The 24,520-nt window shown below is 42.7% G+C and carries 23 protein-coding genes; 14 read left to right on the plus strand and 9 right to left on the minus strand.

Annotated elements, in window-relative coordinates:
- The first annotated feature begins 4 nt into the window (after positions 1–4).
- Positions 5–466, plus strand: a complete 462-nt coding sequence (locus L2748_RS04435) for a hypothetical protein (protein WP_220780494.1) — start codon at positions 5–7, stop codon at positions 464–466.
- Between the two features lie 65 nt (positions 467–531).
- Here the strand turns inward: L2748_RS04435 and L2748_RS04440 are convergent, their stop codons facing one another.
- The gene (locus L2748_RS04440; protein ID WP_220780495.1) at positions 532–747 is read right to left on the minus strand and encodes an HP1242/YdcH family protein; all 216 of its coding nucleotides are present in this window, start codon (positions 745–747) and stop codon (positions 532–534) included.
- Positions 748–1,239: 492 nt separating this feature from the next.
- On the opposite strand from L2748_RS04440, the gene udp reads away from it, so the two are divergent.
- Positions 1,240–1,998, plus strand: coding sequence for a uridine phosphorylase (gene udp / locus L2748_RS04445; protein WP_220780496.1), 759 nt, complete (start codon positions 1,240–1,242; stop codon positions 1,996–1,998).
- A gap of 60 nt (positions 1,999–2,058) precedes the next feature.
- On the opposite strand, the gene L2748_RS04450 is transcribed toward udp, so the two are convergent.
- Positions 2,059–2,811, minus strand: coding sequence for an outer membrane protein OmpK (locus tag L2748_RS04450; protein WP_220780497.1), 753 nt, complete (start codon positions 2,809–2,811; stop codon positions 2,059–2,061).
- Between the two features lie 396 nt (positions 2,812–3,207).
- Between L2748_RS04450 and L2748_RS04455 the strand changes: the two genes are divergently transcribed.
- The 4 genes from L2748_RS04455 (at position 3,208) to L2748_RS04470 (ending at position 6,119) form a co-directional block, all read left to right on the plus strand.
- Positions 3,208–3,690, plus strand: coding sequence for an NfeD family protein (locus L2748_RS04455; RefSeq protein ID WP_220780498.1), 483 nt, complete (start codon positions 3,208–3,210; stop codon positions 3,688–3,690).
- Positions 3,691–3,717: 27 nt separating this feature from the next.
- On the plus strand, positions 3,718–4,647 hold the full coding sequence (locus L2748_RS04460; RefSeq protein WP_220780499.1) for an SPFH domain-containing protein: 930 nt from the start codon (positions 3,718–3,720) through the stop codon (positions 4,645–4,647).
- Positions 4,647–5,582 carry an SPFH domain-containing protein gene (locus tag L2748_RS04465; RefSeq protein WP_220780500.1) on the plus strand — a complete coding sequence of 312 codons (936 nt, stop codon included), beginning with the start codon at positions 4,647–4,649 and terminating at the stop codon, positions 5,580–5,582. Before L2748_RS04460 ends, L2748_RS04465 begins: the two co-directional genes overlap by 1 nt.
- A 123-nt stretch (positions 5,583–5,705) precedes the next feature.
- Positions 5,706–6,119, plus strand: a complete 414-nt coding sequence (locus tag L2748_RS04470) for an NUDIX hydrolase (RefSeq protein WP_220780501.1) — start codon at positions 5,706–5,708, stop codon at positions 6,117–6,119.
- On the opposite strand, the gene L2748_RS04475 is transcribed toward L2748_RS04470, so the two are convergent.
- Entirely contained in the window at positions 6,109–8,136 is a 2,028-nt protein-coding gene (locus L2748_RS04475; RefSeq protein WP_220780502.1) for a putative bifunctional diguanylate cyclase/phosphodiesterase, read from the minus strand. The two genes, L2748_RS04470 and L2748_RS04475, sit on opposite strands and share 11 nt — an antisense overlap.
- 363 nt (positions 8,137–8,499) lie before the next feature.
- On the opposite strand from L2748_RS04475, the gene L2748_RS04480 reads away from it, so the two are divergent.
- From L2748_RS04480 to L2748_RS04495, 4 genes are all read left to right on the plus strand, one after another.
- Positions 8,500–8,853 (plus strand): RidA family protein, encoded by a 354-nt coding sequence (locus L2748_RS04480; RefSeq protein ID WP_220780503.1) that lies wholly within the window; start codon positions 8,500–8,502, stop codon positions 8,851–8,853.
- 116 nt (positions 8,854–8,969) lie between these two features.
- Positions 8,970–11,135 carry a DNA helicase II gene (uvrD, locus tag L2748_RS04485; protein ID WP_220780504.1) on the plus strand — a complete coding sequence of 722 codons (2,166 nt, stop codon included), beginning with the start codon at positions 8,970–8,972 and terminating at the stop codon, positions 11,133–11,135.
- Between the two features lie 208 nt (positions 11,136–11,343).
- Positions 11,344–12,210, plus strand: coding sequence for a 4-hydroxybenzoate octaprenyltransferase (gene ubiA / locus L2748_RS04490; protein ID WP_220780505.1), 867 nt, complete (start codon positions 11,344–11,346; stop codon positions 12,208–12,210).
- A gap of 372 nt (positions 12,211–12,582) precedes the next feature.
- On the plus strand, positions 12,583–13,113 hold the full coding sequence (locus L2748_RS04495) for a hypothetical protein (RefSeq protein WP_220780506.1): 531 nt from the start codon (positions 12,583–12,585) through the stop codon (positions 13,111–13,113).
- Positions 13,114–13,133: 20 nt separating this feature from the next.
- Here the strand turns inward: L2748_RS04495 and L2748_RS04500 are convergent, their stop codons facing one another.
- Positions 13,134–14,135: an alpha/beta hydrolase gene (locus tag L2748_RS04500; RefSeq protein ID WP_220780507.1), complete on the minus strand. Its 1,002-nt coding sequence runs from the start codon at positions 14,133–14,135 to the stop codon at positions 13,134–13,136.
- A 217-nt stretch (positions 14,136–14,352) separates the two neighbouring features.
- On the opposite strand from L2748_RS04500, the gene L2748_RS04505 reads away from it, so the two are divergent.
- Entirely contained in the window at positions 14,353–15,510 is a 1,158-nt protein-coding gene (locus tag L2748_RS04505) for a hypothetical protein (RefSeq protein ID WP_220780508.1), read from the plus strand.
- A gap of 95 nt (positions 15,511–15,605) precedes the next feature.
- Here the strand turns inward: L2748_RS04505 and L2748_RS04510 are convergent, their stop codons facing one another.
- On the minus strand, positions 15,606–16,184 hold the full coding sequence (locus L2748_RS04510) for a nucleoside triphosphate pyrophosphohydrolase family protein (RefSeq protein ID WP_220780509.1): 579 nt from the start codon (positions 16,182–16,184) through the stop codon (positions 15,606–15,608).
- A 139-nt stretch (positions 16,185–16,323) separates the two neighbouring features.
- Positions 16,324–16,545, minus strand: a complete 222-nt coding sequence (locus L2748_RS04515; RefSeq protein WP_220780510.1) for a hypothetical protein — start codon at positions 16,543–16,545, stop codon at positions 16,324–16,326.
- Positions 16,546–17,135: 590 nt separating this feature from the next.
- Here L2748_RS04515 and L2748_RS04520 point away from each other — a divergent pair.
- The 3 genes from L2748_RS04520 to nhaC all read left to right on the plus strand — a co-directional run bounded on the left by L2748_RS04520 (position 17,136) and on the right by nhaC (position 21,232).
- Complete coding sequence (locus L2748_RS04520) at positions 17,136–18,914, plus strand: S8 family peptidase (protein ID WP_220780511.1); 1,779 nt, start codon at positions 17,136–17,138, stop codon at positions 18,912–18,914.
- A 12-nt stretch (positions 18,915–18,926) separates the two neighbouring features.
- On the plus strand, positions 18,927–19,385 hold the full coding sequence (locus L2748_RS04525) for a hypothetical protein (protein WP_220780512.1): 459 nt from the start codon (positions 18,927–18,929) through the stop codon (positions 19,383–19,385).
- Between the two features lie 302 nt (positions 19,386–19,687).
- Positions 19,688–21,232: a Na+/H+ antiporter NhaC gene (gene nhaC / locus L2748_RS04530; RefSeq protein ID WP_246616120.1), complete on the plus strand. Its 1,545-nt coding sequence runs from the start codon at positions 19,688–19,690 to the stop codon at positions 21,230–21,232.
- A gap of 178 nt (positions 21,233–21,410) precedes the next feature.
- Here nhaC and L2748_RS04535 read toward each other — a convergent pair whose 3' ends face one another.
- From L2748_RS04535 to L2748_RS04545, 3 genes are read right to left on the minus strand one after another with little or no spacing between them, the layout of a single operon-like run.
- Positions 21,411–21,995, minus strand: a complete 585-nt coding sequence (locus L2748_RS04535; protein WP_220780513.1) for a TlpA family protein disulfide reductase — start codon at positions 21,993–21,995, stop codon at positions 21,411–21,413.
- The gene (locus L2748_RS04540; protein ID WP_220780514.1) at positions 21,988–22,446 is read right to left on the minus strand and encodes a cytochrome c-type biogenesis protein; all 459 of its coding nucleotides are present in this window, start codon (positions 22,444–22,446) and stop codon (positions 21,988–21,990) included. Before L2748_RS04540 ends, L2748_RS04535 begins: the two co-directional genes overlap by 8 nt.
- A complete protein-coding gene (locus L2748_RS04545; RefSeq protein WP_220780515.1) occupies positions 22,443–24,416 on the minus strand; it encodes a heme lyase CcmF/NrfE family subunit in 1,974 nt (657 codons plus the stop codon). The genes L2748_RS04540 and L2748_RS04545 overlap by 4 nt, the downstream gene beginning before the upstream one ends.
- Positions 24,417–24,520 lie beyond the last annotated feature (104 nt).

The following is a 24,520-nucleotide window of genomic DNA, read 5'->3' on the forward strand; positions in this document are numbered from 1 at the left end:
AATTATGAAAGCACTTATTTTTGTTTTATGTAGCCTGTTTACTACGTCCGTTTTGGCTAACACCTATCAAGTTGGCGATCAAATCACAGACATTAAACTACAAGATCAGCATGAAGCCGTTTATCAAGTGGACGCTAGTACAACCCGTGTATTGTTTAGTCGTAGCATGGACGGTGGTACGTTAATTCAAGAAGCGTTAGAAGCCGAGCCTGCATTGACGAAAGACGCTGGGCTAATTTATGTAGCAGATATTAGTGGTATGCCGTCACTCATTGCTCGCTTTGTGGCATTGCCGCAGTTTAAGAAGTTCCCTTATAGAGTGGCACTAGATAGTGAAGGTGAACAGACTCTGCCACTACCAGCGCAGAAAGATCAAGCGACCTTGATTGAGTTGGAAAATAACAAGGTAACCAATATTCTGTTTTTTGAAACAACAGAAGATTTATTGGCGATGTTGAAGTCATAAATAAGACTTTTAAAGGGCGCTAAGCGCCCTTTTTTATTGATTTCACTTCTTATTCTAAGTGGTTACTATGCCGTATGGCCTTTAAGAATATCGTAAATCTCTTCTTTTAAGTGCAGCTTCTTTACTTTTAATTCATGCACTTCCGATGTGTAATCACTCGCATTACTTTTTTCCAGGTTTTTTATCTCCTCATCGAGTTCATTGTGCTTATTAAACTTCTTTTGAAAGTGTGCATCAGATGTTTTTAGTTGGCTGATAAGTTCTCTGTATTCTGGAAACATGCAGGCGTCCTTTTAGCGGTTTTATTGCGGATTAATCGTTTAACTCAGTTTTAAACTAGCGCGATTTATCATTGCTAAATGTGATGTTGATCGAATTTTAAACGATTGCTTTGAGAACTTTATTTACCGTGTCTGGACGTTAAAACTTTACGCTTTTACTAGGCTGTAAACCTTCTCACTTATCGTGGCTATTTGGGGTTGTTTCATCATTTTTATGCAATCTAAGTCATTGCTAATATTCAGTTTGTAGTTATGCAGTTTGATTGGGACGGCAAAATTATATTTAAGCTGAAGCCTAGCTATCAGGCTGGCGCAATAAAGCGTAACTGCTATATTTTAGCTCGGTACTTTGATTGATTTGGTAACTATATTACGACAATTCATTTACTCTAGCGGTTCGAAGTGTGATCTGTGTAACCTTTTTGCTGTCGGTTGTAGGTTACAGTCGGAATAAATCGATTTATAAATTCAAAAATGAAAGGGGTTTTCACGATGTCTGATGTATTTCATTTAGGCTTAACTAAAGAGATGTTAGATGGTGCTAGCTTAGCGATCGTGCCAGGCGATCCAGAGCGTGTTAAGCGTATTGCAGAACTAATGGAGAACGCGACGTTTTTAGCAAGTCACCGTGAATATACCAGTTACTTGGCTTATATTGATGGCAAACCAGTGGTTGTTTGCTCTACCGGTATTGGTGGTCCATCTACCTCTATTGCCGTTGAAGAACTTGCGCAATTAGGCGTACGTACTTTCTTACGTGTGGGTACAACTGGTGCGATTCAGCCACATGTGAACGTGGGTGATGTGATTGTGACTCAAGCTTCTGTGCGTTTAGATGGCGCAAGCCTGCACTTTGCGCCAATGGAGTACCCTGCAGTAGCAAACTTTGAGTGTACTACAGCCATGGTTGCTGCAAGTCGTGATGCTGGTTTAGAGCCACATATTGGTATTACTGCATCGTCAGATACTTTCTACCCAGGACAAGAGCGTTACGACACAGTGACAGGACGTGTGACTCGTCAGTTCAAAGGCTCAATGGAGCAGTGGCAGGAACTTGGGGTACTTAACTACGAGATGGAATCTTCAACGCTATTTACCATGTGTGCCTCACAAGGTTGGCGTGCAGCGTGTGTTGCGGGCGTAATTGTAAACCGCACCCAGCAAGAGATCCCTGATGAAGCAACAATGAAGAAGACCGAGGTAAGCGCGGTATCAATTGTAGTTGCAGCAGCTAAAAAGCTACTTGCTTAAGTCAAAAAACTATTGATAAAAAAGGCGCTTATAGCGCCTTTTTTAATGCTGAAAAATGTTCTAGAAGTGATATTTAGCTATCACTGAGTAAGTGTTTTGGTCAATACCATTAACGCCATACTTGTTGTTCCAGTAATCGTATTCGATACCAACAAACAACTTATTCTTTTTATGCTCACCGAATACCACGGCACCTAAGTCATACTTAAGTTGTGGATTAAAGTGGAAGTTAGTTTCATAAGCAGAGTCGTCGCTAGCAAATACCCAGTCAATAAAACCATCAAATACGATATTAGAATTACCTACAGGGAAGTCCATTCTAAATGATGGTGTTAATTGCCAGCCATCACTGATGTTGTCGCTACTTAACGCATGTCTGCGGTAGGTATTTAGCTGGAAGTAGCTAAAGTAAGGCACTTTGATATCCGTGCCCACGCCGTATAAAAAGGTTTTGACTGGGCCTTCACCTTCTTCTAACGTCAAGGCTAATGATAGGTCAGTTACTGGACCAAAACCTACTGGTTTACCTAAAATTTTACCGGCACTTAAGCGAGTAGAGATTTCACCGTAAGTGGTGTTATTTTTGCCACCGTTTGCACCATTAAAATAAGTTAAATCTTGGAAAGCAAACCAATCACCGTACTTCCAGTCGCCCGCCGTTTCAAAGGTTACAGTCGTCTGGTTTTCTGAAGGGGCTAGGTCGTAGTTATCACCATAAAGTCCGGTGACGCTAGCGTCCCACCAATTAACCATATTGTCAGCCATTGCATGGGGACTAACCAGTAAAGCTAGGCAAAGAAGTTGCTTATTCATCGTCAAACCTTTTGTTTTTAAGAGTCGGTAGCTATTGCAAGTTCAAGCAAAAACTTAAACAGGCGTTTCAATGGCGGGAATATAAGCGTTATAAAAACAATGTCAAAGATTTTATAAATTTTCATTATCTGCTCAGAATTGCTTGTTGATGCAATTAATTGATTTTAATTGGTATTGGTTACTTTTATGGTCGTGTTTATTATTTGCGAGTGCAAACTATGTATTATTGGCGGTTAACTTTTTTACTCTAGGTTAAGGTCGTGCTAGGGTTGCGGTTAAGCTGTTTTGGATAGTTTTGCTTACACTGATAACGCAACTAATGTTGACATAATATGTCGCGTTAAACAGTCTCTACTGATATAGTCATTACTTGACTCTTTCATTTCAGGGGGAAATATGGAGTTTTCAAATCCCATTCTAATTTGGGCATGCATCGGCATTATTCTTATGCTGGCTGAAATCATTTTACCTGGAGGTATTGTGATTCTGTTAGGTGCTGCTTGCCTCGTAGTTGCTGGCGCTTTGACTATAGGTTTAGTCGAAGGGATAGTCCAAAGTCTAACGCTTTGGTTTATCGCATCTATGGTCCTTTTACTGGCATTTCGTCAGGTGACTCAAAAATTAGTCGGCGGTGACGCCCACGTCGACAATACAGATGAAGAGCTCGATATTTATAATCAGCTCGCTACTGTTAAACAAACTATTGGACCAGCACAAGAGCTGGGGCGAATAGAGTTTCAAGGCTGCGAATGGCCTGCGCTGGGAGATGGCAGTGAAATTGTTGCTGGCTCTCAAGTGAGGATTATTTGCCGCGATAATATTGCGTTAGTGGTTGAGCCAATTTTGGCTGATAGCGAACGCTTCCCTGAACAAAAGTAACTGATTTAATAAGGAAGGAATCTATTTATGTTCGGAATTACACTTTTTGTACTTTTTATTTTTTTCATTCTCTACAAATTACTGCTGATTGTGCCTATGCGTGAGGTCAATGTGATTGAGCGCCTAGGTAAATTCCGCACCGTATTGCAGCCAGGTTTTCATTTTCTAATCCCATTTTTCGACCGCGTCGCATACAAGCATGAGATCCGTGAGCAAGTACTTGATGTGCCGCCACAGAGTTGTATTTCAAAAGATAACACCCAGCTAGAAGTAGATGGTTTAGTTTACCTTAAGGTGATGGACGGTAAGCTTGCCAGTTACGGTATTGAAGATTACCGCCGCGCAGCCGTAAACCTTGCACAAACCACTATGCGTTCAGAAATCGGTAAACTCAGTCTTAGCCAAACCTTTTCAGAGCGAGATAGCCTGAATGAATCGATAGTACGAGAGATTGATAAGGCATCAGACCCATGGGGGATCAAGGTGCTGCGTTATGAGATTAAAAATATTACTCCGTCGCGCAAAGTGATCCATACCTTAGAAAAGCAAATGGAAGCTGAACGCAGTAAGCGTGCTGAAATTACCTTAGCTAATGCTGAAAAAGCGGCAATGATTAACTTGTCGCAAGGTGAGCGTCAAGAAGCAATTAACCTATCCGAAGGTGAAAAGCAGCGTCGAATTAACGAAGCTAAAGGTACCGCGCAGGAGATTGCGATTATTGCTCGTGCTAAGGCAGAAGGTATGGAACTAGTCTCGGCGGCGTTGGCGAAAGAGGGCGGCAATGAAGCAATGAATATGCAGTTGAAAGAGCAGTTTATTGCCCAAGTTGGCAAGATATTGGAAGAGGCTGATGTCTCAGTTGTTCCAGCGGAACTAGCTAAAATAGAAGGTTTTTTTGAAGGCATGGAGCAAGTTACTAGCGCAGTAACTGCTAACTCAGTGAAAGGAGCACGCTAATGATTGCAGGCATTAATACCGATATGATCGTGATGGCCATTTGGGGTCTAATTTTCGCTATTTTCGTGATTAAGTTGTTTCAATCGATTCGCTTAGTTCCGACCAAATCAGCTTACATTGTCGAGCGCTTAGGTAAATATCACTCAACATTGGATGCGGGCTTCCATGCTTTAGTTCCTTTTGTCGATAAAGTGGCTTATATCCACGATCTAAAAGAAGAAACTATTGATGTTCCACCACAAGAGTGTTTCTCATGTGATGAAGTGAATGTGGAAGTCGACGGGGTTATCTATATCTCAGTCATTGACCCGGTTAAAGCGAGCTATGGCGTAACAGATTACCGCTACGCGGCGATTCAACTGGCACAAACCACGACGCGAAGCGTGATTGGTACGCTAGATTTAGATCGCACATTTGAAGAACGTGACGTGATCAGTGCTAAGGTGGTAGAAGTATTAGACCAAGCCGGTGCGATGTGGGGCATTCGTGTACACCGCTATGAGATTAAGAATATTACCCCACCTGAAACGGTTAAGAATGCTATGGAAATGCAGGTGAATGCAGAGCGCGAGCGCCGTGCATTGCTGGCTAAAAGTGAAGGTGATAAGCAAAGTAAGATTAATCGCTCTGAAGGTATAAAAGCGGAAACCATTAACCATTCAGAAGGTGAAATGCAGCGCCGTATTAACGAAGCAGAAGGTAAGGGCGAAGAGATCTTAACGATTGCACGAGCTACTGCTGAGTCGATTGAGCGTATGGCATCTGTGATTGCAGCTCCGGGCGGTAAGAATGTGGTGCGTATGCAATTAGGTGCGCAATATCTTAAGCAGCTTGATGGTGTTAGCAGTGGCCAAAGCAAAGTTATTTTGCCAGGCAACATGATGGACTTTGAACATTGGATGAATAGCATCGGCCTTGAAGAAACACCAAAGTAGGCTGTTGCAATTGTCTTAGTTTAGGTGAATAAATAAAAATGCTAGTCCCCTTTGGGACTAGCATTTTTTACTTTATCTAGAGCGATTTTAAATCAAGCTTGTTGCTTAAGAGAGGTAAACCTAATGGCATTTGATGATAAGTTCCGCCTGAGTAGTCACGCTGTAATTATTGAGCGCAGTGAAGTCGAACCTAAGGTATTTTTAGTTAAAGCGACTTATGGAGATTATCGCTGGGGCTTGCCAGGTGGAGCATTGGAGCCTGGCGAAACAATTCATGAGGCCTTGCAGCGCGAATGTGTAGAAGAGCTTGGTGTTTCGATAAATATTAAGTATTTAACAGGGGTTTATTATCACCAAGCTTATCAATCACAGGCGTTTATTTTTTTATGTGAACTAGATGATATTTCGCGCATTAAACTGAGTAAGGAGCATAGCGAGTATAGCTATACCCCCGTGTCACAATTGAGCCCAGTACAAAAGCAAAGAGTACAAGACTGTTTAAACTATAAAGGTGTAGTCTGCAGCGCTAAATTTTAGCGTGAACTTTGCGTTCTCGCGACACGTAGCCTTTCGAGCTAGGCTTAGCTTGCTTTACTATCTGTTGATGCAGCTCTTTATAGTTTTCGCCTATTTGCAGTAATTCATCAAATGGGGCTGGCTTACTGATTAAAAAGCCTTGTGCATAATCACACATCATAAAGCTAAGCTCATCTAATTGCTCCTGCGTTTCAACGCCTTCTGCGATGACTTGAATCCCTAGTGCGTGAGCCATCTCTATGGTTGCAATGATAAGTTCATGACTCTTTTCATCTTTATTCATATCATTGATAAAGCTACGGTCAATTTTAAGAATCTTGAATGGATATGTTCTTAGGTAGCTTAGTGATGAATAACCTGTCCCAAAGTCATCCATAGAAATACAAAAACCAGCTTTACTTAATTTCATCAATGCTTCTAATGTATAAGCATGACCACTGAGTAAAACGCCTTCGGTTATTTCGAGCTCTAAGTCGTCAGGCTTCATTCCCATTAGTTCTACTTGGTCTTTAATCGCTTGCACAAGGTGAGGATTTCTAAACTGCCTTGGTGATAAATTAATTGCGACTCTAAAGTTATCGTTAAACTGATTTTGCCATGTCTTTGCCGCTTCTAATGCACGTTTAAGAATAAACTCACCCATAGGCTCAATAACACCGGTTTGCTCGGCAATTGGAATAAACTCTGCTGGAGACACTGAGCCTAAGGTCGGATTGTTCCAGCGTAATAGTGCTTCTGCGCCCATGATACTGCCATCAAGAATATCTAATTGAATTTGATAATGTACGCTAAGCTCATTGCGTTCGAGGGCACCATGTATTTGTTCTTCAATGGCTAAGCGGCGCGAGACTTCTTTGTTCATTGCATGGGTAAAATAAGAGTAAGTATTACGGCCAATGCTTTTGGTGTGATACATGGCTGAGTCGGCATTTCGTAACAGCTCTGATGGGTTTTTACCGTCGTTAGGATAAATCGCAATACCAATACTTGCGGTGAGGATAAGCTGGCGATTATCAATATAAAATGGTTTTCTAAAACCGGCGATAAGGTTTTCGGCAAGGGGCTGCGCGTCATTAGCACTTGAGAGCCAGTCGAGTAGGATAATAAATTCATCTCCTCCTAGTCGGCCTACAGTATCTTCAGCGCGGGTGGCCCCGAGCAATCGCTCTGATGCCGTAATTAATAGCTGATCGCCAGCCTCATGACCGAGAGAGTCATTAATTTTCTTAAAGTCATCTAAATCGAGAAAAATAACAGCAATTTTGTTGCCGTTTCTTTCACTAGATTCAACCAGTTGTTCTAAGCGTTTTAACGCTAAAAAACGATTAGGTAGATCGGTTAAAGTATCATAATGAGCTTGATGTCGAATTAGTGCCTCGGCCTCTAAGCGTTCGCTATTATCATAAAACGATATGACAGCACCTTTAGATTTATCTTTCAGTTCTAAAGGTTGTGATTTGTACTCTACTGGAAAACTACTACCGTTAGCTCGCCAAAAAATATCCTCTTTGATATCTTGTGTCGTCACATTCATGTCGCTTGATACGGCACTGTTATCCGTAAGCTGGCGCATATGTGAATTGATTAATTGTGTTGGCGAGTCATAACCAAGTAGATAAGCACACTGTGGGTTGGCGTATATACATTTACCTTGGCTATCAACGGCATAAACGGCAACGGCAGCAGAATCGAGAATAGCGGATAGTAACGTTTCGTCGACAGGTGTTGTTGCAGGTTCTGCTTGTGCTTCTACTGCGGCAACAGATTGAAGTTGATATATATGCTGTTTTTCTTCGTGTGTATTATTCAGTATCGGCGCAGCATGTATGCGAGAGTAACGCCATAAAAAACCAAAGAGAGTGATGTTGCTCATTAAGAAAAGCACCATGATAATCTGGATATTGGCTGTGATAGCATTTGGCATTAATAGCCAAAAAGCCGCTGTCGCAACGGTGAGTATTGCGGCTATTAGGTAAAGGTATCTAAATGTGCGTGGCGCTCTGCTGTTTAGTTTCATTTCTCGGCTCCTTAACTCATCTTAATCTGTAACAGAAACGAATAAATTAAATTGACGAGGTAAAAGCGGACGAAGCCTACATGCTGATGATATGTTTGCTTGAGAGATGAGTATTTTGGGAGTTAAGTGCCGCGAGTTTAATAGCATGTTTAGTCCTTTAAATATCTAGAAATCAATTCCGTTGATAACCTTTGAAAGCTAAGTATAGGAGTTAAATAGCAAAATAAAAAATCATACAAAGGTATGCAAAATATCTTTATGAATATTAAGTATATTTTTACTGGAAAAATATATTCTGCTAGTTAGACTCTTGCCTGAAAGAGATTGTTAGACCAAATTATTAACTAAGCGTAAGAGCAAAATATGACGATTGAAAGAATAGAAACCGCCGCCCGTATGAGCCGCATTGTTAAACACAATGGCACTATTTACTTATGTGGTCAGGTGGCAAAAGATGCCGAGCAAGACATCACTGAGCAAACGCGCACTATGCTTGAAAAAGTTGATGCTTTGCTAGAGCAAGCTGGTAGCGATAGAGAGCATATTTTGTCGGCAACTATTTATATTAAAAACATGCAGTACTTTGCTGAAATGAATGCGGTTTGGGACGCATGGGTACCACAAGGTTTTGCACCTGCTCGTGCCTGTGTTGAAGCTAAAATGGCACGTGAGGCTCTGTTAGTTGAGATTTCAGTGGTTGCTGCTGAAAAAGCATAATTACTGCTTGTTGTATCGGTAAAGAGGTGGCGCACTTAGCGCTATCTCTTTGGCTTATTCTACCCTCTCGTTCTTTGCATCTGTTATACTGCCCGCCTGATTTTTTGGAGGCAATAATGGACGTATCTTCTTTACTCGACGGCCTAAATGATAAGCAGCGCGAAGCTGTTGGTGCACCGCAATCTAGCATGCTAGTGTTGGCGGGGGCTGGTAGTGGTAAAACGCGCGTGTTAACCCACAGAATTGCGTGGTTAATGCAGGTTGAGCAGCAAAGCCCTTATGCAATTTTAGCGGTAACCTTTACCAATAAAGCGGCAAAAGAGATGCGTGAGCGTGTTGAGAAAGTCGCTGGTGGCAACATGAGCCGCATGTGGATAGGGACTTTCCACGGCTTAGCACACCGCTTATTGCGCACCCATTATAAAGATGCCAATCTGCCTGAAAGTTTCCAAATTTTGGACTCAGATGATCAGCTGCGTCTAATCAAGCGCATTTTAAAAAGCCTTAACTTGGATGAGAAACAATATCCACCAAGGCAAGCTCAAGGCTATATCAATGGTAAGAAAGACTTAGGTTTACGCCCATCACATATTGATGCTGGCGGGTTTCCTATTGAGCAAAACTTACTCAAAATTTATCAAATCTATCAAGATTCATGCGATCGCGCTGGTCTAGTAGATTTTGCTGAGATTTTACTTCGAGCCCATGAACTGTGGCTTAACAAACCGCATATTCTCGATCATTATCAAGACAGATTTAAACATATCTTGGTGGACGAGTTTCAAGATACCAACGCCATCCAATATGCGTGGATCCGCGTGCTTGCTGGCTCAACGGCCAATGTGATGATCGTTGGTGATGACGATCAGTCGATTTATGGCTGGCGTGGTGCACAGGTAGAGAACTTACATAAGTTTTTAGCCGACTTCCCCGCAGCGCAAACCATTCGTTTAGAGCAGAACTACCGCTCGAGCGGTAACATCCTAAATGCCTCGAACGAGTTGATTGCTAATAACCCAGATCGTATGGGGAAAAAGCTGTGGACTGACGATAAAGACGGTGAGCCAATTGGGCTTTACTGTGCCTTTAACGAGATGGACGAAGCACGCTTTATTGTTGGTCGTATAACTGACTGGCAAGATGAAGGTGGCAAGTTAGAAGATTGCGCTATTTTATATCGCTCTAACGCGCAGTCACGTGTTCTGGAAGAGGCATTATTACATAAAGGTATCGCTTACCGCATCTATGGCGGTCTACGATTCTTCGAACGCCAAGAGATTAAAGATGCAATGGGTTATTTGCGTCTAATCAATAACAAGAATGACGATGCGGCTTTTGAGCGTGTGGTGAATACACCAACCCGTGGTATTGGCGATCGTACCTTAGACATCATTCGCACCACAGCGCGTCAGCAAGAGATGACTTTGTGGGAAGCGAGTGTTCGCTTACTCGAAGAGAAAGTCCTCGCAGGTCGTGCTGCAAACGCTGTACGTGGCTTTATGGATTTGATTATTGCCATGCGTATGGATACTGATGAGCAATCTCTGCACCGCATGACAGATCATGTGATCCAAACGTCAGGTCTAAAGGCTATGTACGAAGCGGAGAAGAGCGAAAAGGCGCGCGCTCGTGTAGAGAACTTAGAAGAGTTAGTGACCGCTGCGCGTAGCTTTGTGATGCCAGAAGAAATTGAGGATATGGGCGAGCTGAATGCTTTCTTGTCTCATGCAGCATTAGAAGCCGGCGAAGGTCAGGCGGATGAGTTTACCGATGCGGTGCAGCTAATGACACTGCACTCTGCAAAGGGCCTTGAGTTCCCAATGGTATTTATGGCTGGCGTCGAAGAAGGATTATTCCCAAGCCAAATGGCCATTGATGAAGGTGATCGCCTCGATGAAGAGCGCCGCCTTTGTTATGTGGGTATGACCCGAGCGATGCAAAAGCTGTATATCACTTATGCTGAATCGCGTCGTATTTATGGGCGTGAAAGCTTTGCTAGACCATCGCGTTTTGTCAAAGAGATCCCAGAGCAGTATGTGCAAGAGATCCGTATGCGTACTCAAGTTTCAGCGCCTGCAGTGAGTAGTCGCTTTAGCAAACAAGATGATGCGTTTAATGATTCAGGCTTTAAGATTGGCCAACGTGTGATGCATCCTAAGTTTGGTGAAGGTACTGTGACTAATTACGAAGGAAGCGGTGCACAAGCGCGTATTCAGGTTAACTTTTTCGATGTCGGCAGTAAGTGGTTAGTGATCGCTTACGCCCGTTTAGAAAAAGTGTAATTTGGCTAAGCAGATATAGATAGCCGCTTGGGTATGACCTGATTAACGCCCCTTCAATCTAAGGCTGAGCACTATGCTCGGCCTTATTTTTTAGCACATAAAACAAGCAGTAATTTTATTTATCTCAATACTGGTTGAATACTGTTACAGCTCAGTCATAATGCGGTTACAAAACTAAAGGCCGAAGACGTTGTAGGAGAGCCTAATCATGAATTTAAGGGATAAACTAGACGTTTATATGCGACTTGCGCGTATGGACCGTCCCATTGGTACCTTGTTATTAATGTGGCCATGTTTGATGGCGTTGACCTTTGCTGCAGGTGGTCTGCCTGATCTGAAAGTGTTTATTATTTTTGTGATTGGCGTATTTTCGATGCGAGCTTGCGGCTGCATTATTAATGACTACGCAGATAGAAATCTTGACGCCCACGTTGAACGCACCAAAGCTCGGCCGCTAGCCAGCGGTGAAATCTCCAGTAAAGAAGCTTTATTACTGTTTCTGGTTGTCGCTTTGTTTTCATTTGGCCTAGTGCTGATGCTAAACCCTGTTGTAGTGCAGTTGTCTATTGTCGGCATCATTCTTACCATTATTTATCCCTTCACCAAGCGTTATACCAATATGCCGCAAATGTTTTTGGGCACGGTATGGAGCTGGTCTATCCCCATGGCTTATGCGGCGCAAACAGGGACAGTACCTGCTGAAGCTTGGTGGTTATTTGCAGCTAACTGGTGCTGGACGGTCGCGTACGACACCATGTACGCCATGGTTGATCGCGATGATGATTTGAAAATCGGTATTAAGTCGACCGCGATTTTATTTGGCCGTTTCGATCGTCATATCATCGGTGCATTTCAATTAGCAGCCTTAAGCTGTTTGATCATTGCGGGCATGGTGGCTGGGCGAGGCGAAATCTATGCCTTAGGCATTCTGTCCTTTATCGGTTTTGGTTTGTACCAACAAAAGCTGATATTTGCTCGAGAGCGTGCAGATTGTTTTACAGCCTTTTTAAATAATAACTGGGCGGGGTTTGTTCTATACACTGCGTTAACTTTGGATTACTTAGTATTGGGCTAATTTAACCTATTGCTATCAAGGCGCCCCCCTTAGTGGGGCGCTTTTTTATATTTGTTATACCGAGCAGAATAAATATCTTAGTGTTCTAGAGTGTTTGCTGCTGTCACTTTTTGCTTTTAATCACCTTGCATTCGTTTGCTAAAAACTGCTCTTAGCTGATCAATCCCGCATACTCTTGCAATCAATCCCCACAATAAATCTACCTCAGTCAGTCAAGGTAACTATCGCTGACTATACTTATCCTAAGTGCACCATTACTGATTTATTCAATGAAGGATCATTGAAGTGACACTTTAGCCTATTAGGTTATTACTCAACGTGGTGGCTTGTGTCGACAGCACAACAAAAGGATTTGTATGCAAGGAGGTATGAATGGCTGCTTGGATCACTAGCTATGAAGCCAGCCAATGGGCTGATTATGAACTGGCTTTACTATTTATAATACTATCAATACTGGTTATCTGGTTTTTACTCTGTTGCTTTAAGCCGCAAGGTTTTCTTAGATGGTCTCTTGCAGTTCTTTGCTGCATAGGCTTGAGCGGTTTGTGTTTAACCAGTCGAGTTGATGCATTGCAATTAAATGCGTTGCTCACTAAGGGGCAAAACATCGAGATACTCGATGGTAGTTATCGCTACGGTGATTATCATTTCCCGCATAATTCAGCCCACGGCGTAGACTTTCGTGAAATACATATAGGTCAGCGCATACTCAAGCTCTACCACAGTGGTTATATGCGGCATAACCGTTGTTACCGTGACTTTTACAACAGCAACCAGTTTGCCGATAATGCGCAATTACGCTTATACATACATTGGTATGAGCACGAGCTTGTACACAATAGCAGTAAGGTCGTAATTAAAACGCCCTGTATTTTGAAAATTGAACAACGTGAAGTCAGTTAGTCTTTAAGTCGTTAACTTAATTAAAATACTTCACTTTTTGCAGGCTTAGTCGCTGACACAGGCTTATGTGCAGGTTCACTTTTTAAGTTAGCTAGGCTTTTACCTGTTTCAGCATTAAACAACCAGTCCATGCCGTGAATTGCAGTGGTTGCAAATGCTGTAGCGTGATTAGCTTCGTTAATAATGAGCAGCTTAGACTTCAAGGTTTGTTTAGTTTGATGGGCGGCAGTGCTATTGAGTAACTGAATAAAGTGCTTCGCATCACTCACCATGTCAAACTCTGAATCGCCACCTTGCCTATTATGTTCTAAGGCACCTATGCCAATAAAAACGTTGGCATTAACTTTATTTAGAACCTGTGTATTCGCTTCCAATTGTTTTAGCAGTTGTTGCTGCTGCCACCAAAAAGAGGGGCTGCCTAATAGGTAGTTAGTAAACAAGTTAGGCTGTTTTACTAAGATGTAAGCACCAAATAACCCACCAAGTGAATTACCCACATAGGTGCGCTGATTAGGCGCAGTTCGATAGTTTTGCTCAACATAAGGAATCACCTGGTGCTTTAGAAATTTTAGGTGTCTGTAAGCTCCGCCGGTGACTTTGCTCCAGCTGTTATCAACTGTCGGTGTGTAGTCTCGTACACGGCTGGTGTCACCTTGCATACCTAACTCCCACGAGATCCCCACAATAATCGCCGGTGCCATCTGTTTGGCATTCATTGGAAACCGAGTTACGCCAGACATAATTTGAAAGGTATACATAGCATCGGTTAAATAAATGACAGGATAGTCAATGTCGCGATTTTTTGATGATTTGTAGCCTTTAGGTAGCTTGATATAAAGCTTATAACTACGCTCATTGTCTTTAATTTTTACGGTGTGAGTACGCGGAATATTAAATGGACTGTTATGCATAACCTTAGCGTCGATAAGGTGATTGCCGGCTATGCTGGTACTTGGATACACGGTGATTAGCAGAATAGTGAATAACACAAAGCGCTGTATGTAACTGTGATATATGGACATTATTAGCTCAACTTATCAATCCGTTGTGTCGATATCTTAACCTTTTACTCGTAGAAAATCTTATACATTTTGCGTCAAAAACACTCAACTTAAGTTTGCTGAAGTGGTCGTAAATAACTCAATTGCCGATTAAATATAGAGAGTGAAGCTTGTTTTGTAACCAAGGCGTCACCATATCAACTGTTACATTGTTTTAACAAGCCTCAAGGATCAGAGCATGCGCCGTAGTATCAAATATCGATTACTGTTTTTGCTAAGCGCCATTGTTGTTTATTGTGTGGGTTTTCAATGGTTACCTGAATCAATGGAAATGACAAATGCACTGCCGCTAACCATTGCGGCAGCAGCGAGTTATTTTGTCATACTGCCAGCTATGTATGCTTACTGCATTATTTATGTAGGTCAGCAGCACTGGTGGAAGATGCTAGTGGTTTTTAGTTTGAGCAGCTTGATGGCCCGCTTTAGCTTTCCGGCTGAACTCGCCAGTTATTTTGAGTTTATTGCTTGGCTGCGTTATCCGATTATCGCAGTGTTATTAGTCATTGAACTTTACTTAATGGTCAGTATTGCGAAGGGGCTATGGCAAGCGCGATCTTTAAAGGGCGATCCGCGCTTGCACATTGTTGATAAGTATCAGGATGAAAAGAAGCGAACGTTAGCCTTGGTTCTGGCATCCGAACCTGCTAGTTGGTATTACGCTATTCCTTGGTTTTCACGCCACCACTGCTGTAATTTAGCCAACCTTAATCTGTATTCAGCCAAAGTGTGGCACTGGTTATTACTGCTTACGGCAACAGTGATGTTGTCCGCATTAAGCTATGTTCTTATTGCTACTTGGAGTGAGCTGCTGGCACTTATCGTGTCGAGCATTCTCGCTTATAGCTTGGTGTTTGTGACAGCTAATTACCGTGTCTCACGTCACTTCTCTGTTTATAGTCAAGGCAATAAGCTAGTGCTTAATAACTCTATGTGGGGTTTTATGGCGGTAAAATTCGATGATATAGAGTCAGTACAACATGGTGACTGGACTAATACGAAAATTCACACCAACACTAAGGTTCAACTCAGTTATAAGGTTGAAAGCGCTATTGAAAAAGACACGAAATCTGCTGGTAAGCCTGAATCGGAATTCCTCCAATTTGGTAGAGGAAAAGCAGCCAATATATTACTGACATTTAAACAACCACAAACCTACTTTGGTGGGTTAGGGCAATTACCAGAACAGATTGAACAGGTTTACCTAGTGGTCGATAAACCGATAGAACTAATACAGTCCTTACAACCCTTGCTGAGTGAGTCAGGGCAGTTAGATAGTGAGTTAACTTTAGATACGGAGGTTAGCTCGGAGCAACAAGCCTTAAATAAGGTGAGCTAGTGGCAAGTATAACTGCATGCCGAATTGATAAATAAGCAGAGCGTTGGCTCTGCTTATTTTTGTGTAAAACGATGACATTAAACTAGATGCAAAGCTTAAGCTTTTACCAATTTCTCTAAATCAGCTGGGCGGTAGTAAACCGATTTTAGTACCTTACCTTGGCGAACTACTTTACCCGCCATATCAACATCTTTTGCGCATTTGGCAATGATAAATTCACCTTTAGTGCTACCCACAATTTCAACGCCTTGTTTAGCGTAGAATTCGATAGTCTCGTTAAGCTCTTGCTCGTTACGGCATACTTTGCTCATGTTGCTTGAGTGCACTTCGTCCCAACAAGTGACAAAGTCGATTTCGCGGTTTTTAGCGACATGTAAAAGTAAGTCGATAACGTAGCTAATTTCAACACGGTCATTAACTTGAGTTGCACCTAGGTGAACCAAGCGCCCCATCAATACATAGACTGAATCGACAATCGCATCGGCTTGCTCAACACGGCTATCAGCTTCTGCAAGTTCAGTTAACTCTTCGATAGCCAATGAGGTATGCAGCGTATCGGCTTTATCATCCAAAGTGCTGATATCTTCAATCGGTAGATCAAAAGTTGCGCGGAACTCTCGAATGTCGCGATATAAATGATCGTATAGTGGTTGATCCAAAGCGGATAGTTTCATGGGAATTGGCCTTTGCAGCTAAATGGATTTAAGAGCCGACATACTAAAGAAACAACCCATGAAATAAAAGTCTCAGGTAAGTGTTGCTGACAATTAATATCAAGATAACCGGCGTGACACGCTTGCTTGAGCGAACAGCTTACAAACCTAAGTGAGCGATTATTTCGCTATGTAGCCGTTTGAGCATTTTTTTGCTTTGGTCATGATTAACATCCAGTTCTACCCAACCATCACAGCCCATTATCTCCAGCTGATGCACAGTTATATGCTGTTGATTCGTCTGTTCATCAAGGCTAGTCGCACCAGTAAGCTTCACTATGCCAAGGCGAGTGTTTAATCGACTAATGTTAAACTCTTCCATAATGCTCCTAAACTGGCGGCTTAACACAATCAGTTAACTGATTTTATTGGTATTTCGGTCATTTTGCCGCAATTTGTCAAAGGGCTCGCTTTGTTTTTACAGGCAGTATGACTTGGACTTTATTATGCACTTTATTTAATGTTTTTATCAAAGTTGTGCATAAATTATTTTTTGATAGCGCTGTCATTAGCAGCTGTTCCGCATCATTACAAGGTCGGTTTGTAGCGTATTTGTTAATATATAATGCTTTTTTTGCATAATTATATATGAGTTTACGCTTTAACTTCGCGTGCTTACTCGCTTCTCCCTCTTTTGCCTGAGTATGAGTTCTATTTTATATAAATCAGGGTTATACCTGCCTGTACTATTGTAATTCATTGAATTTTAATGGTTTGATGGCTTTGGTTACCTTTGTGTTGGCAATAACAATAAAAAATAAATGTAAATATTTTGTTACTCGGTTTTCGGGTTGTGCATGCAACAAAATGTCGATGTATTGATGAATGATGTAATGTCAAAAACCGCCAGCAAGTGAATATGTATTCATCTTGTCTGGGCGGATAATAACTATTAATCATTTGAGGCTTAATATGAATTTGAAATATTCAAAGTTAGCATTGGCTATGGTCGGCGTAGGGATAGCTTCGACAGCATATGCATCGGATCCGTTGTATTCACAGCAATGGCATTTAAATAATACTGGGCAAAATGCTTTCTCCCAAACGTCAGGCACGGCAGGTAATGATCTTAATACTCAGCTTACGCAAGCGTTTGGTATTGCCGGTGTCGGGATTAAAGTTGCGATTATTGATACCGGTGTCCAGATTGATCACCCTGATTTAGCTGCAAACGTGACTTCTGGAAGCCAGAACTTCATATCAGACTCTACTTACCCAGCTGATTACCCTGAAGATCCTAATGGGCATGGTACGGCTGTAGCGGGTTTGATTGGTGCCGTAGGTCATAATGGTGAAGGTGTTAGAGGTGTGGCGTCAAATACTTCATTACTAGGATTTAACTGGTTATCAGAGCAAACATTTGAAGGCTGGTTAATATCACATGGTAAGGGCACTAGTACTCAGGATGTGCGAGTCTTTAACCAAAGTTATGGTTTTAGCCCTATTGATCCGATTAAAGCTGATTTGAATGACCCACAATTCAATTTTGAAATTGGAGTGATGGCTGATGTGAGCCAGAATGCTGCATGGGGGCGTGGTGCGTTATTTGTTAAGTCAGCAGGTAATGGTTACCGTTATTTTAGAAGTGGTGGTTTTTTTGTTTTACCTGGTGACTTCTTTGCTGGTGGCAACAATTTAGGTTTGCCTATGCACAATAGTAACCAATCTTATGATAATTCAAACTACTACAACCTAGTGACAAGTGCGATTACTGCAGATGGTACCCGTACTAGTTACTCGTCGGTCGGTAGTAATGTCTGGGTTGCAGCCCCCGCAGGCGAATATGGTACTAATGCTCCAGCAATGGTGACAACAGATCTAATGGGCTGTGATGCTGGGATGAATACTTCAGCAGGATTAGGCAGTAATGGTTTGCATGGGGGAACAGAGTTAGACCCTGAATGTAATTATACTAGCACCATGAATGGTACCTCTTCTGCAGCACCAAATACTTCAGGTGCCATTGCCGCCATCATGTCGACTAACCATGCGTTAACAGCTAGAGATGTAAGGGCTTTATTAGCGGAAACGACAAGTAAAACTGATGCAGCAAACTCAGGTGTTAGTCTTGATTTTGTTAACCATGCAGGTGAGTTGGTTAGCTACCAAGCAGTCGATCCTTGGACAACGAATGCTGCTGGTGTTGATTTTCATGCTTTCTATGGTTTTGGTGCTGTTGATTTGGACAAAGCCATGAGCCGTGCTCGTATGACCAATAATGTATTGCCGGCAGAAATTATCACACCTTGGGTGGGTAGTGATCTTATGGTCGAAGTACCAGATGCAAGTTTAGCTGGTGGTGAGTCGAGCCTAGAGTTTAGTGACGATATTACCGTGGAATCAGTACAAGTACAGCTCACTTTAGATCACTCTCGTCTACCTGATTTAGCCATAGAGCTTATCTCGCCAGCAGGAACCCGTTCAGTATTACAAACTCCAAGAAATGGATTAGTAGGACAGTCACTTGATCCAAGTATTACAGGGTTTGATCAACAGTTGCTGCTGAGTAACCAATTCTATGGTGAACAAGCAAAAGGTGAGTGGACTTTGAGAGCGGTTGATACCAATGGTGAAGAGCAGTTTTCTTTTATTGCTTACTTCAACAGTGCAAATGTCTTTTTTGTACCACTTAATAATAACCAAGAGCCGGGTGTGATCAAAAACTGGTCAATGCGTGTAATCGGTCACTAAAGGAGCATTAATATGAAACCATCTATCTTTTTATCTGCCGCTGCAGTGACGCTATTTTCATCGCTTAGTATGGCTAATGGTTTGCAAGAGCTGGCTTCACCAGTTGAAATTCAAACCAGCGAAGTTGTTGTGGTCAATGGTCAGACATTTAATAAGGTGATTGAGCCTTCCGCGACGAGTAACTTTGCAGACACAGTGAAGTTGTTTGCGGGTGATGTTGTCACTAAAGGCAGTTTTAGTTTAGCGTCTAAGGCAACAGGTATTATTTTTGTCACCTTAGTAGACGGACAAAATGCAAAACAAGTTGCAGCAGACTTACAGTTGCAGCTGGTATTTGCCAATGGCAACTCAGCCGTTTTTAAGGCTGATGAGGGTGTCGATTTACTCAATTTGAATGATAACCTGTTCAATGATAGTCGGATCAAAGCCGTTAAAATTGAACTGGCAAATAATAAATATAATCCTGAGTAATTAACGTTAAAAAGTAGTAACGGCCTTTCAGGTTTAACTTGAAAGGCCGTTTTTTTAGTAATATCTAAATTAATCCTGAAGATTATTCAATTACTTTATTGTGTATTTGTGCATAGGTATGTGCATTTGCGCTGCTTGCTGTGAATACATATTAAGTATGCGGCTGCCGTTTAATTTTATCCTAAGTTTACTCGTTGGACGTGATTGTTGTGTTTATGTAAACATGGCTGGCTGTGCGCAATGCTAAATCGTCGCTGAACGGTATTTGCGTAAAAAATAATAAGAGCTAAAAGGAAAATGCCATGGCCTTGGAAACTGAACCTCAATCAGCCAAAACACAATGCCCAAATGAGTCAAATTTGCAGTCAACCATTGATGGCTCTTTTGAGGATGATAAGCATACCCCGGCTTCTCTACTTGATGCGCTAACCCCAATTATCGCCTTAGTCTGTATGCTCACCGCCGCGGTTTATTTGTTTTCATCCGATAGTTCATACGGCGCTAATCAAATTGCCTTGATTATGGCGGGCTGTATTGCGTTATTAATTGGCTGGAAAAATGGCTATAGCTGGGCTGAAATGGAGCAGGGCATAGTGCGCAGTATTGGCTTTGCCACTGGCGCTTTATTGATTCTGTTTACCGTAGGCTCGCTCATTGGCACTTGGATATTGTCAGGCACAGTGCCAACGATGATCTATTACGGCATGTTAGTGCTTAACCCTGAATACTTTTATGCAGCTTGCTGTCTATTATGCGCGGTGGTGGCTATCAGTATTGGTAGTTCGTGGACGGTAGCGGGTACGCTAGGTATCGCGCTAGTTGGCGTGGCATCTGCAATGGGACTAAGCGTTGAAATTACTGCTGGTGCGATTATAAGTGGCGCCTATTTTGGCGACAAAATGTCACCCATGTCAGACACCACTAACTTAGCGCCAGCGGTAGCTGGAACCGATATTTTTAGCCATATAAGGCACATGGTATGGACCACAGCACCGAGTATTATCATCGCCATGATAGGTTTCTTGATTTTAGGTTTTAATAGCCAAACAAACGTCGACAGCAATAACTTTGAAACCACCTTATCTTTAATCGATACCCTGTTTAATCCCGGCGCACACTTATTACTGCCTCTGCTGGTGGTGCTGATTTTAGCCTATAAGAAAATCCCAGCGTTCCCGACTGTCATCATAGGTACGATTGCTGGTGCGGTATGCGCAGCATTGTTCCAGTTTGATAATGTGGTTAAGTTTGCCAATGACGACAGCTTAATGCCGCTGGTGGCATTGGTTAAAGGGATATGGGTTGCCATGTTTAATGGCTATACGGCAGCCACGGGTGATGAAGTGCTGGATAATCTGCTTAGCCGTGGCGGCATGAGTAGCATGATGAATACGGTATGGTTGATTCTGTGCGCCATGACCTTTGGCGGTATCATGGAGGTGACCGGCTTACTTAAACGTATTCTGCAAAGCATTTTAGGCCTAGTGAAATCCAGCGGCAGTTTAATTTTAACCACGCTTGCGAGTGGTATTGGCGCCAACTTAATTACAGCCGATCAGTTTATCGCCATTGTCTTGCCTGGGCGCATGCTCAAAGTCGAGTATGCTAAGCGCGGTCTTGCACCAGTAAACTTAAGTCGTGCGTTAGAAGACTCTGCCACCATTACTAGCCCACTTATTCCGTGGAATACCTGTGGCGCCTATATGGCTAGCACATTAGGCGTCGCAACTATTGCGTATCTGCCTTATGCATTTTTTAACCTAGTGTGTCCGTTAATTAGTGCGGCTTACGCAAAGTACGACTTTAAAATTGAGCGCATAATTGCGCAAGAAGAGGCGACGGCTTAGTTAAAAAAAGCCTTGTCGGTGTCCGCCGACAAGGCTATTGGCAAAGCCAAATATCACCATGGAGAGGGTGAAAAAATCAACCCACCGAAATGGGTGTTTAGCGAGGAACCAATTCCGATTGGACATGAAGTCCAATCAACTACACCTGCTTAAGCCGCATAGCGACTCATGCTAACGACTAACGCTTGGCGTACTTAGCAGTTAGCTTTTCAAGGTACGGCTGCACTTCTTTGTCACCCCAGTCGAGGTAACCACGTAAGAAGCCCACAAGGTTGCCTGAACCGTCAAATACATAAGTGGCTGGCACAACATCGGCTGGCATAATTTGGTCGATGGTTTTCTTTGGGTCTAACCAAGTTTGGTAATGCCCTAGATCATGACGATCTAAGAAGGCTTGCACCTTATCGCTTTCTTCATCAATTGAGATTGGTACCACAACCAAGTCATTATTTTTATTAACTTGGCGGATGTTCTCCATCTGCGGGATCTCTTTAATACAAGGTGCACACCAAGTCGCCCACAGGTTAACCAGTACTAACTTACCCTTGTATTGTTTTAGGCTAATCTGCTCGCCTTTGGTGTCAGTAAACATCACTTCAGGTACTGAACGTGCCGACTGCATTTCAATAAAGCGCGACATAATTAGCGGCTTTTCAATGGCTTCACCGGTGTTGTAAACCTTATTTGAAGCAACTTGTGCTTGCGCTGGCATAAGTAATGATGAGAGCACCAATAAGCCGCTCAACAGGTGTGTTTTATTCATAGGTGTTAGCCTTTATATCTTGATGTTTACGTTGTTCACGGATCCACATTACTGCAAACGCAATAATGCCAAATAGCAGTAGAATAGGACCAAACCAGAGTAGGGCTGTTGCGCCTGAAAAGCTGGGTTGGTAACGAATTTTTTCGCCATAGCGTTGTACTAGAAAGTCGATGATCTCTGCCTTAGACTCACCTTGCTCCAGCATTAAAAAAATCTGCCCTTTTAGCTCACTGGCAATCGGCGCACCAGAGTCAAACAGGTTTTGATTGACCGACATCGGGCAGCGCAGTTCATGGGCGATTTCAAAGCCCAAGTCGCGGATTTGATCTGGGGTGTAATGGATTTTATCGCTAGCCGTTTGTGCTGAGGCTTGCACAGAAAGACTAATGCATAGCAACACGGCAAACCCGATTAATAAGCGCATTAGCGTTGAGGTGTACGCGTGACTCATGCTGGCTCCTTAACTGCAAATTGTGCTGTAGTCAGCGGCTTAGTTGCTGCCACCTGTTGACGGCGTAAGTTATACAGTCCTGACATTGCAGCAATCAAGCCGCCTAGCATCATCATTAGGCCACCAATCCAAATCCAGCAAGCAAGTGGCTTATGGCTAATGCGCACCAAATACTCAGTTTCGCTCAGTTGCTGGCCGCTCGATACATAAAGATCACGCACTAAGTTACGTATAATACCCGCTTGCGTTGTCTCCATGGCATTGGTCTTAAAGGTTTGGCGCTGTGGCGTGATGTAACCAACAAAGTTATCACTACTGTCGGTTACCCGAATATTGGCTTGAATCGCAGTGTAGCTTTTAGCGTCCACATCGACAGTGTCTTCATAGACAAAGGTGTAACCCGCCACCACTTTACCTTGCCCCGGCCCCATTCTTAATAACTCTTGGGTTTCAAAATTAGACACTGCCGTGGCGCCAATAATGGTAATGGCTACACCAAAGTGGGCAATGATCATGGCGGCTTTTTGGCTGATAACAGCAATGCCTTGCTGACGTAAACTAAACACCAAGTAGCCTAAAGTGAAGAATATCCAGCTTGCCGATGTTGCCCCAAGCCATACCCAAGGATTAAAGCCATCACGGGTTTGCATGGCAACCAATACACCAATCAGTGAAGCCGCAATAAATAAGCCAGCAAGCGGGTATAAGCGATTTAACGATTGTTGTTGCCACTTAATTAGTGGTGCCGCGCCCATAAGCAGAACTGCGACAAAGGTGAGTGGTACAAAAATGCTATTAAAGTACGGCGCGCCAACCGACAAGGTGCCTAAATTAAGCAGTTCAAACAGCAGCGGGTAGAAAGTCCCCAGTAATACCGAAATAGCGGCAACGACTAACACGATATTACCCAATAACATCACTGTGTCGCGGGAGATAAGCGCAAAGTCTGATTTAGATTTGATTAAGTTAGCCTTGAGGGCAAACAGGGTTAACGCACCGCAAACAAATACCCCGAGTAGAAATAAAATTGACATGCCGCGAGTTGGATCAGAGGCAAAAGCATGCACTGACTGCACTATGCCTGAGCGCACTAAGAAAGTGCCCAATAAGCTGAGTGAGAACGCCAATAGGCATAGTAATAAGGTGGCAATCTTAAAGCTGCTACGTTGATGGCTTAGCACCACACTATGCAGTAAAGCAGTGGCGACTAGCCAAGGAATAAACGAAGCGTTTTCTACAGGGTCCCAGAACCACCATCCGCCCCAGCCAAGCTCGTTATATGCCCACCATGAACCAAATGCATTACCACCAGTTAAAAATACCCAAGCCATCAGTACCCAAGGGCGCAGGTAACTCGCATGTTGTTGCGTAAACTTGCCACCAAGCAAAGCTGCAATCGCCGCAGCAAACGTCACGGTTAAGCCTACGTAACCTAAGAACAGCATCGGCGGATGGAAGATTAATCCTATGTCTTGCAAGATGGGATTAAGGTCGCGGCCTTCAATCGGGAAGTTAGGTAACAGGCGTGCAAACGGGTTAGAGGTAAACAGCATGAATAAGTTAAAGCCGGCAATCACAAACGCCAGTATGGCAATCATGCGGCCAATAAATAGGGGGGCTTGGTAGCGCGATGAGAACACAATTAAGCAGCCCCAAATCGCTATCGATACCACCCAAAACAGCATAGAACCTTCGTGGCTACCCCAAACCGCTGCCACTTTATATAAGGTGGCTAACTGAGTATTTGAGTGATTGGCAACGTAAGCGACGGAAAAGTCATCGAGTAAAAACGAAATAAGTAAACATAATATAGAAGCGCTAATCGTTACCGTCATTAATGCCGTCAGTGTTTTTACATAACTAAATAAGTAATGGTTTTTAGTATATGAAGCATAGAGCGGAATAAATGAAAGTAACACAGCGGTCACAGTGCTAATGATAAGAAAAATAAGTCCTAACTCTGGGAACATCTTATTTGCTCTCTATTAATTAACTTATTCTATAAAAAGTTAATTTGCTTGAAATTCATTCTTTTTGTATCGATATATAGCAAAGTATTAAGTGGTAATTATTA

This window comes from Shewanella sairae (assembly GCF_023283535.1).
Taxonomy (GTDB): Bacteria; Pseudomonadota; Gammaproteobacteria; order Enterobacterales; family Shewanellaceae; genus Shewanella; species Shewanella sairae.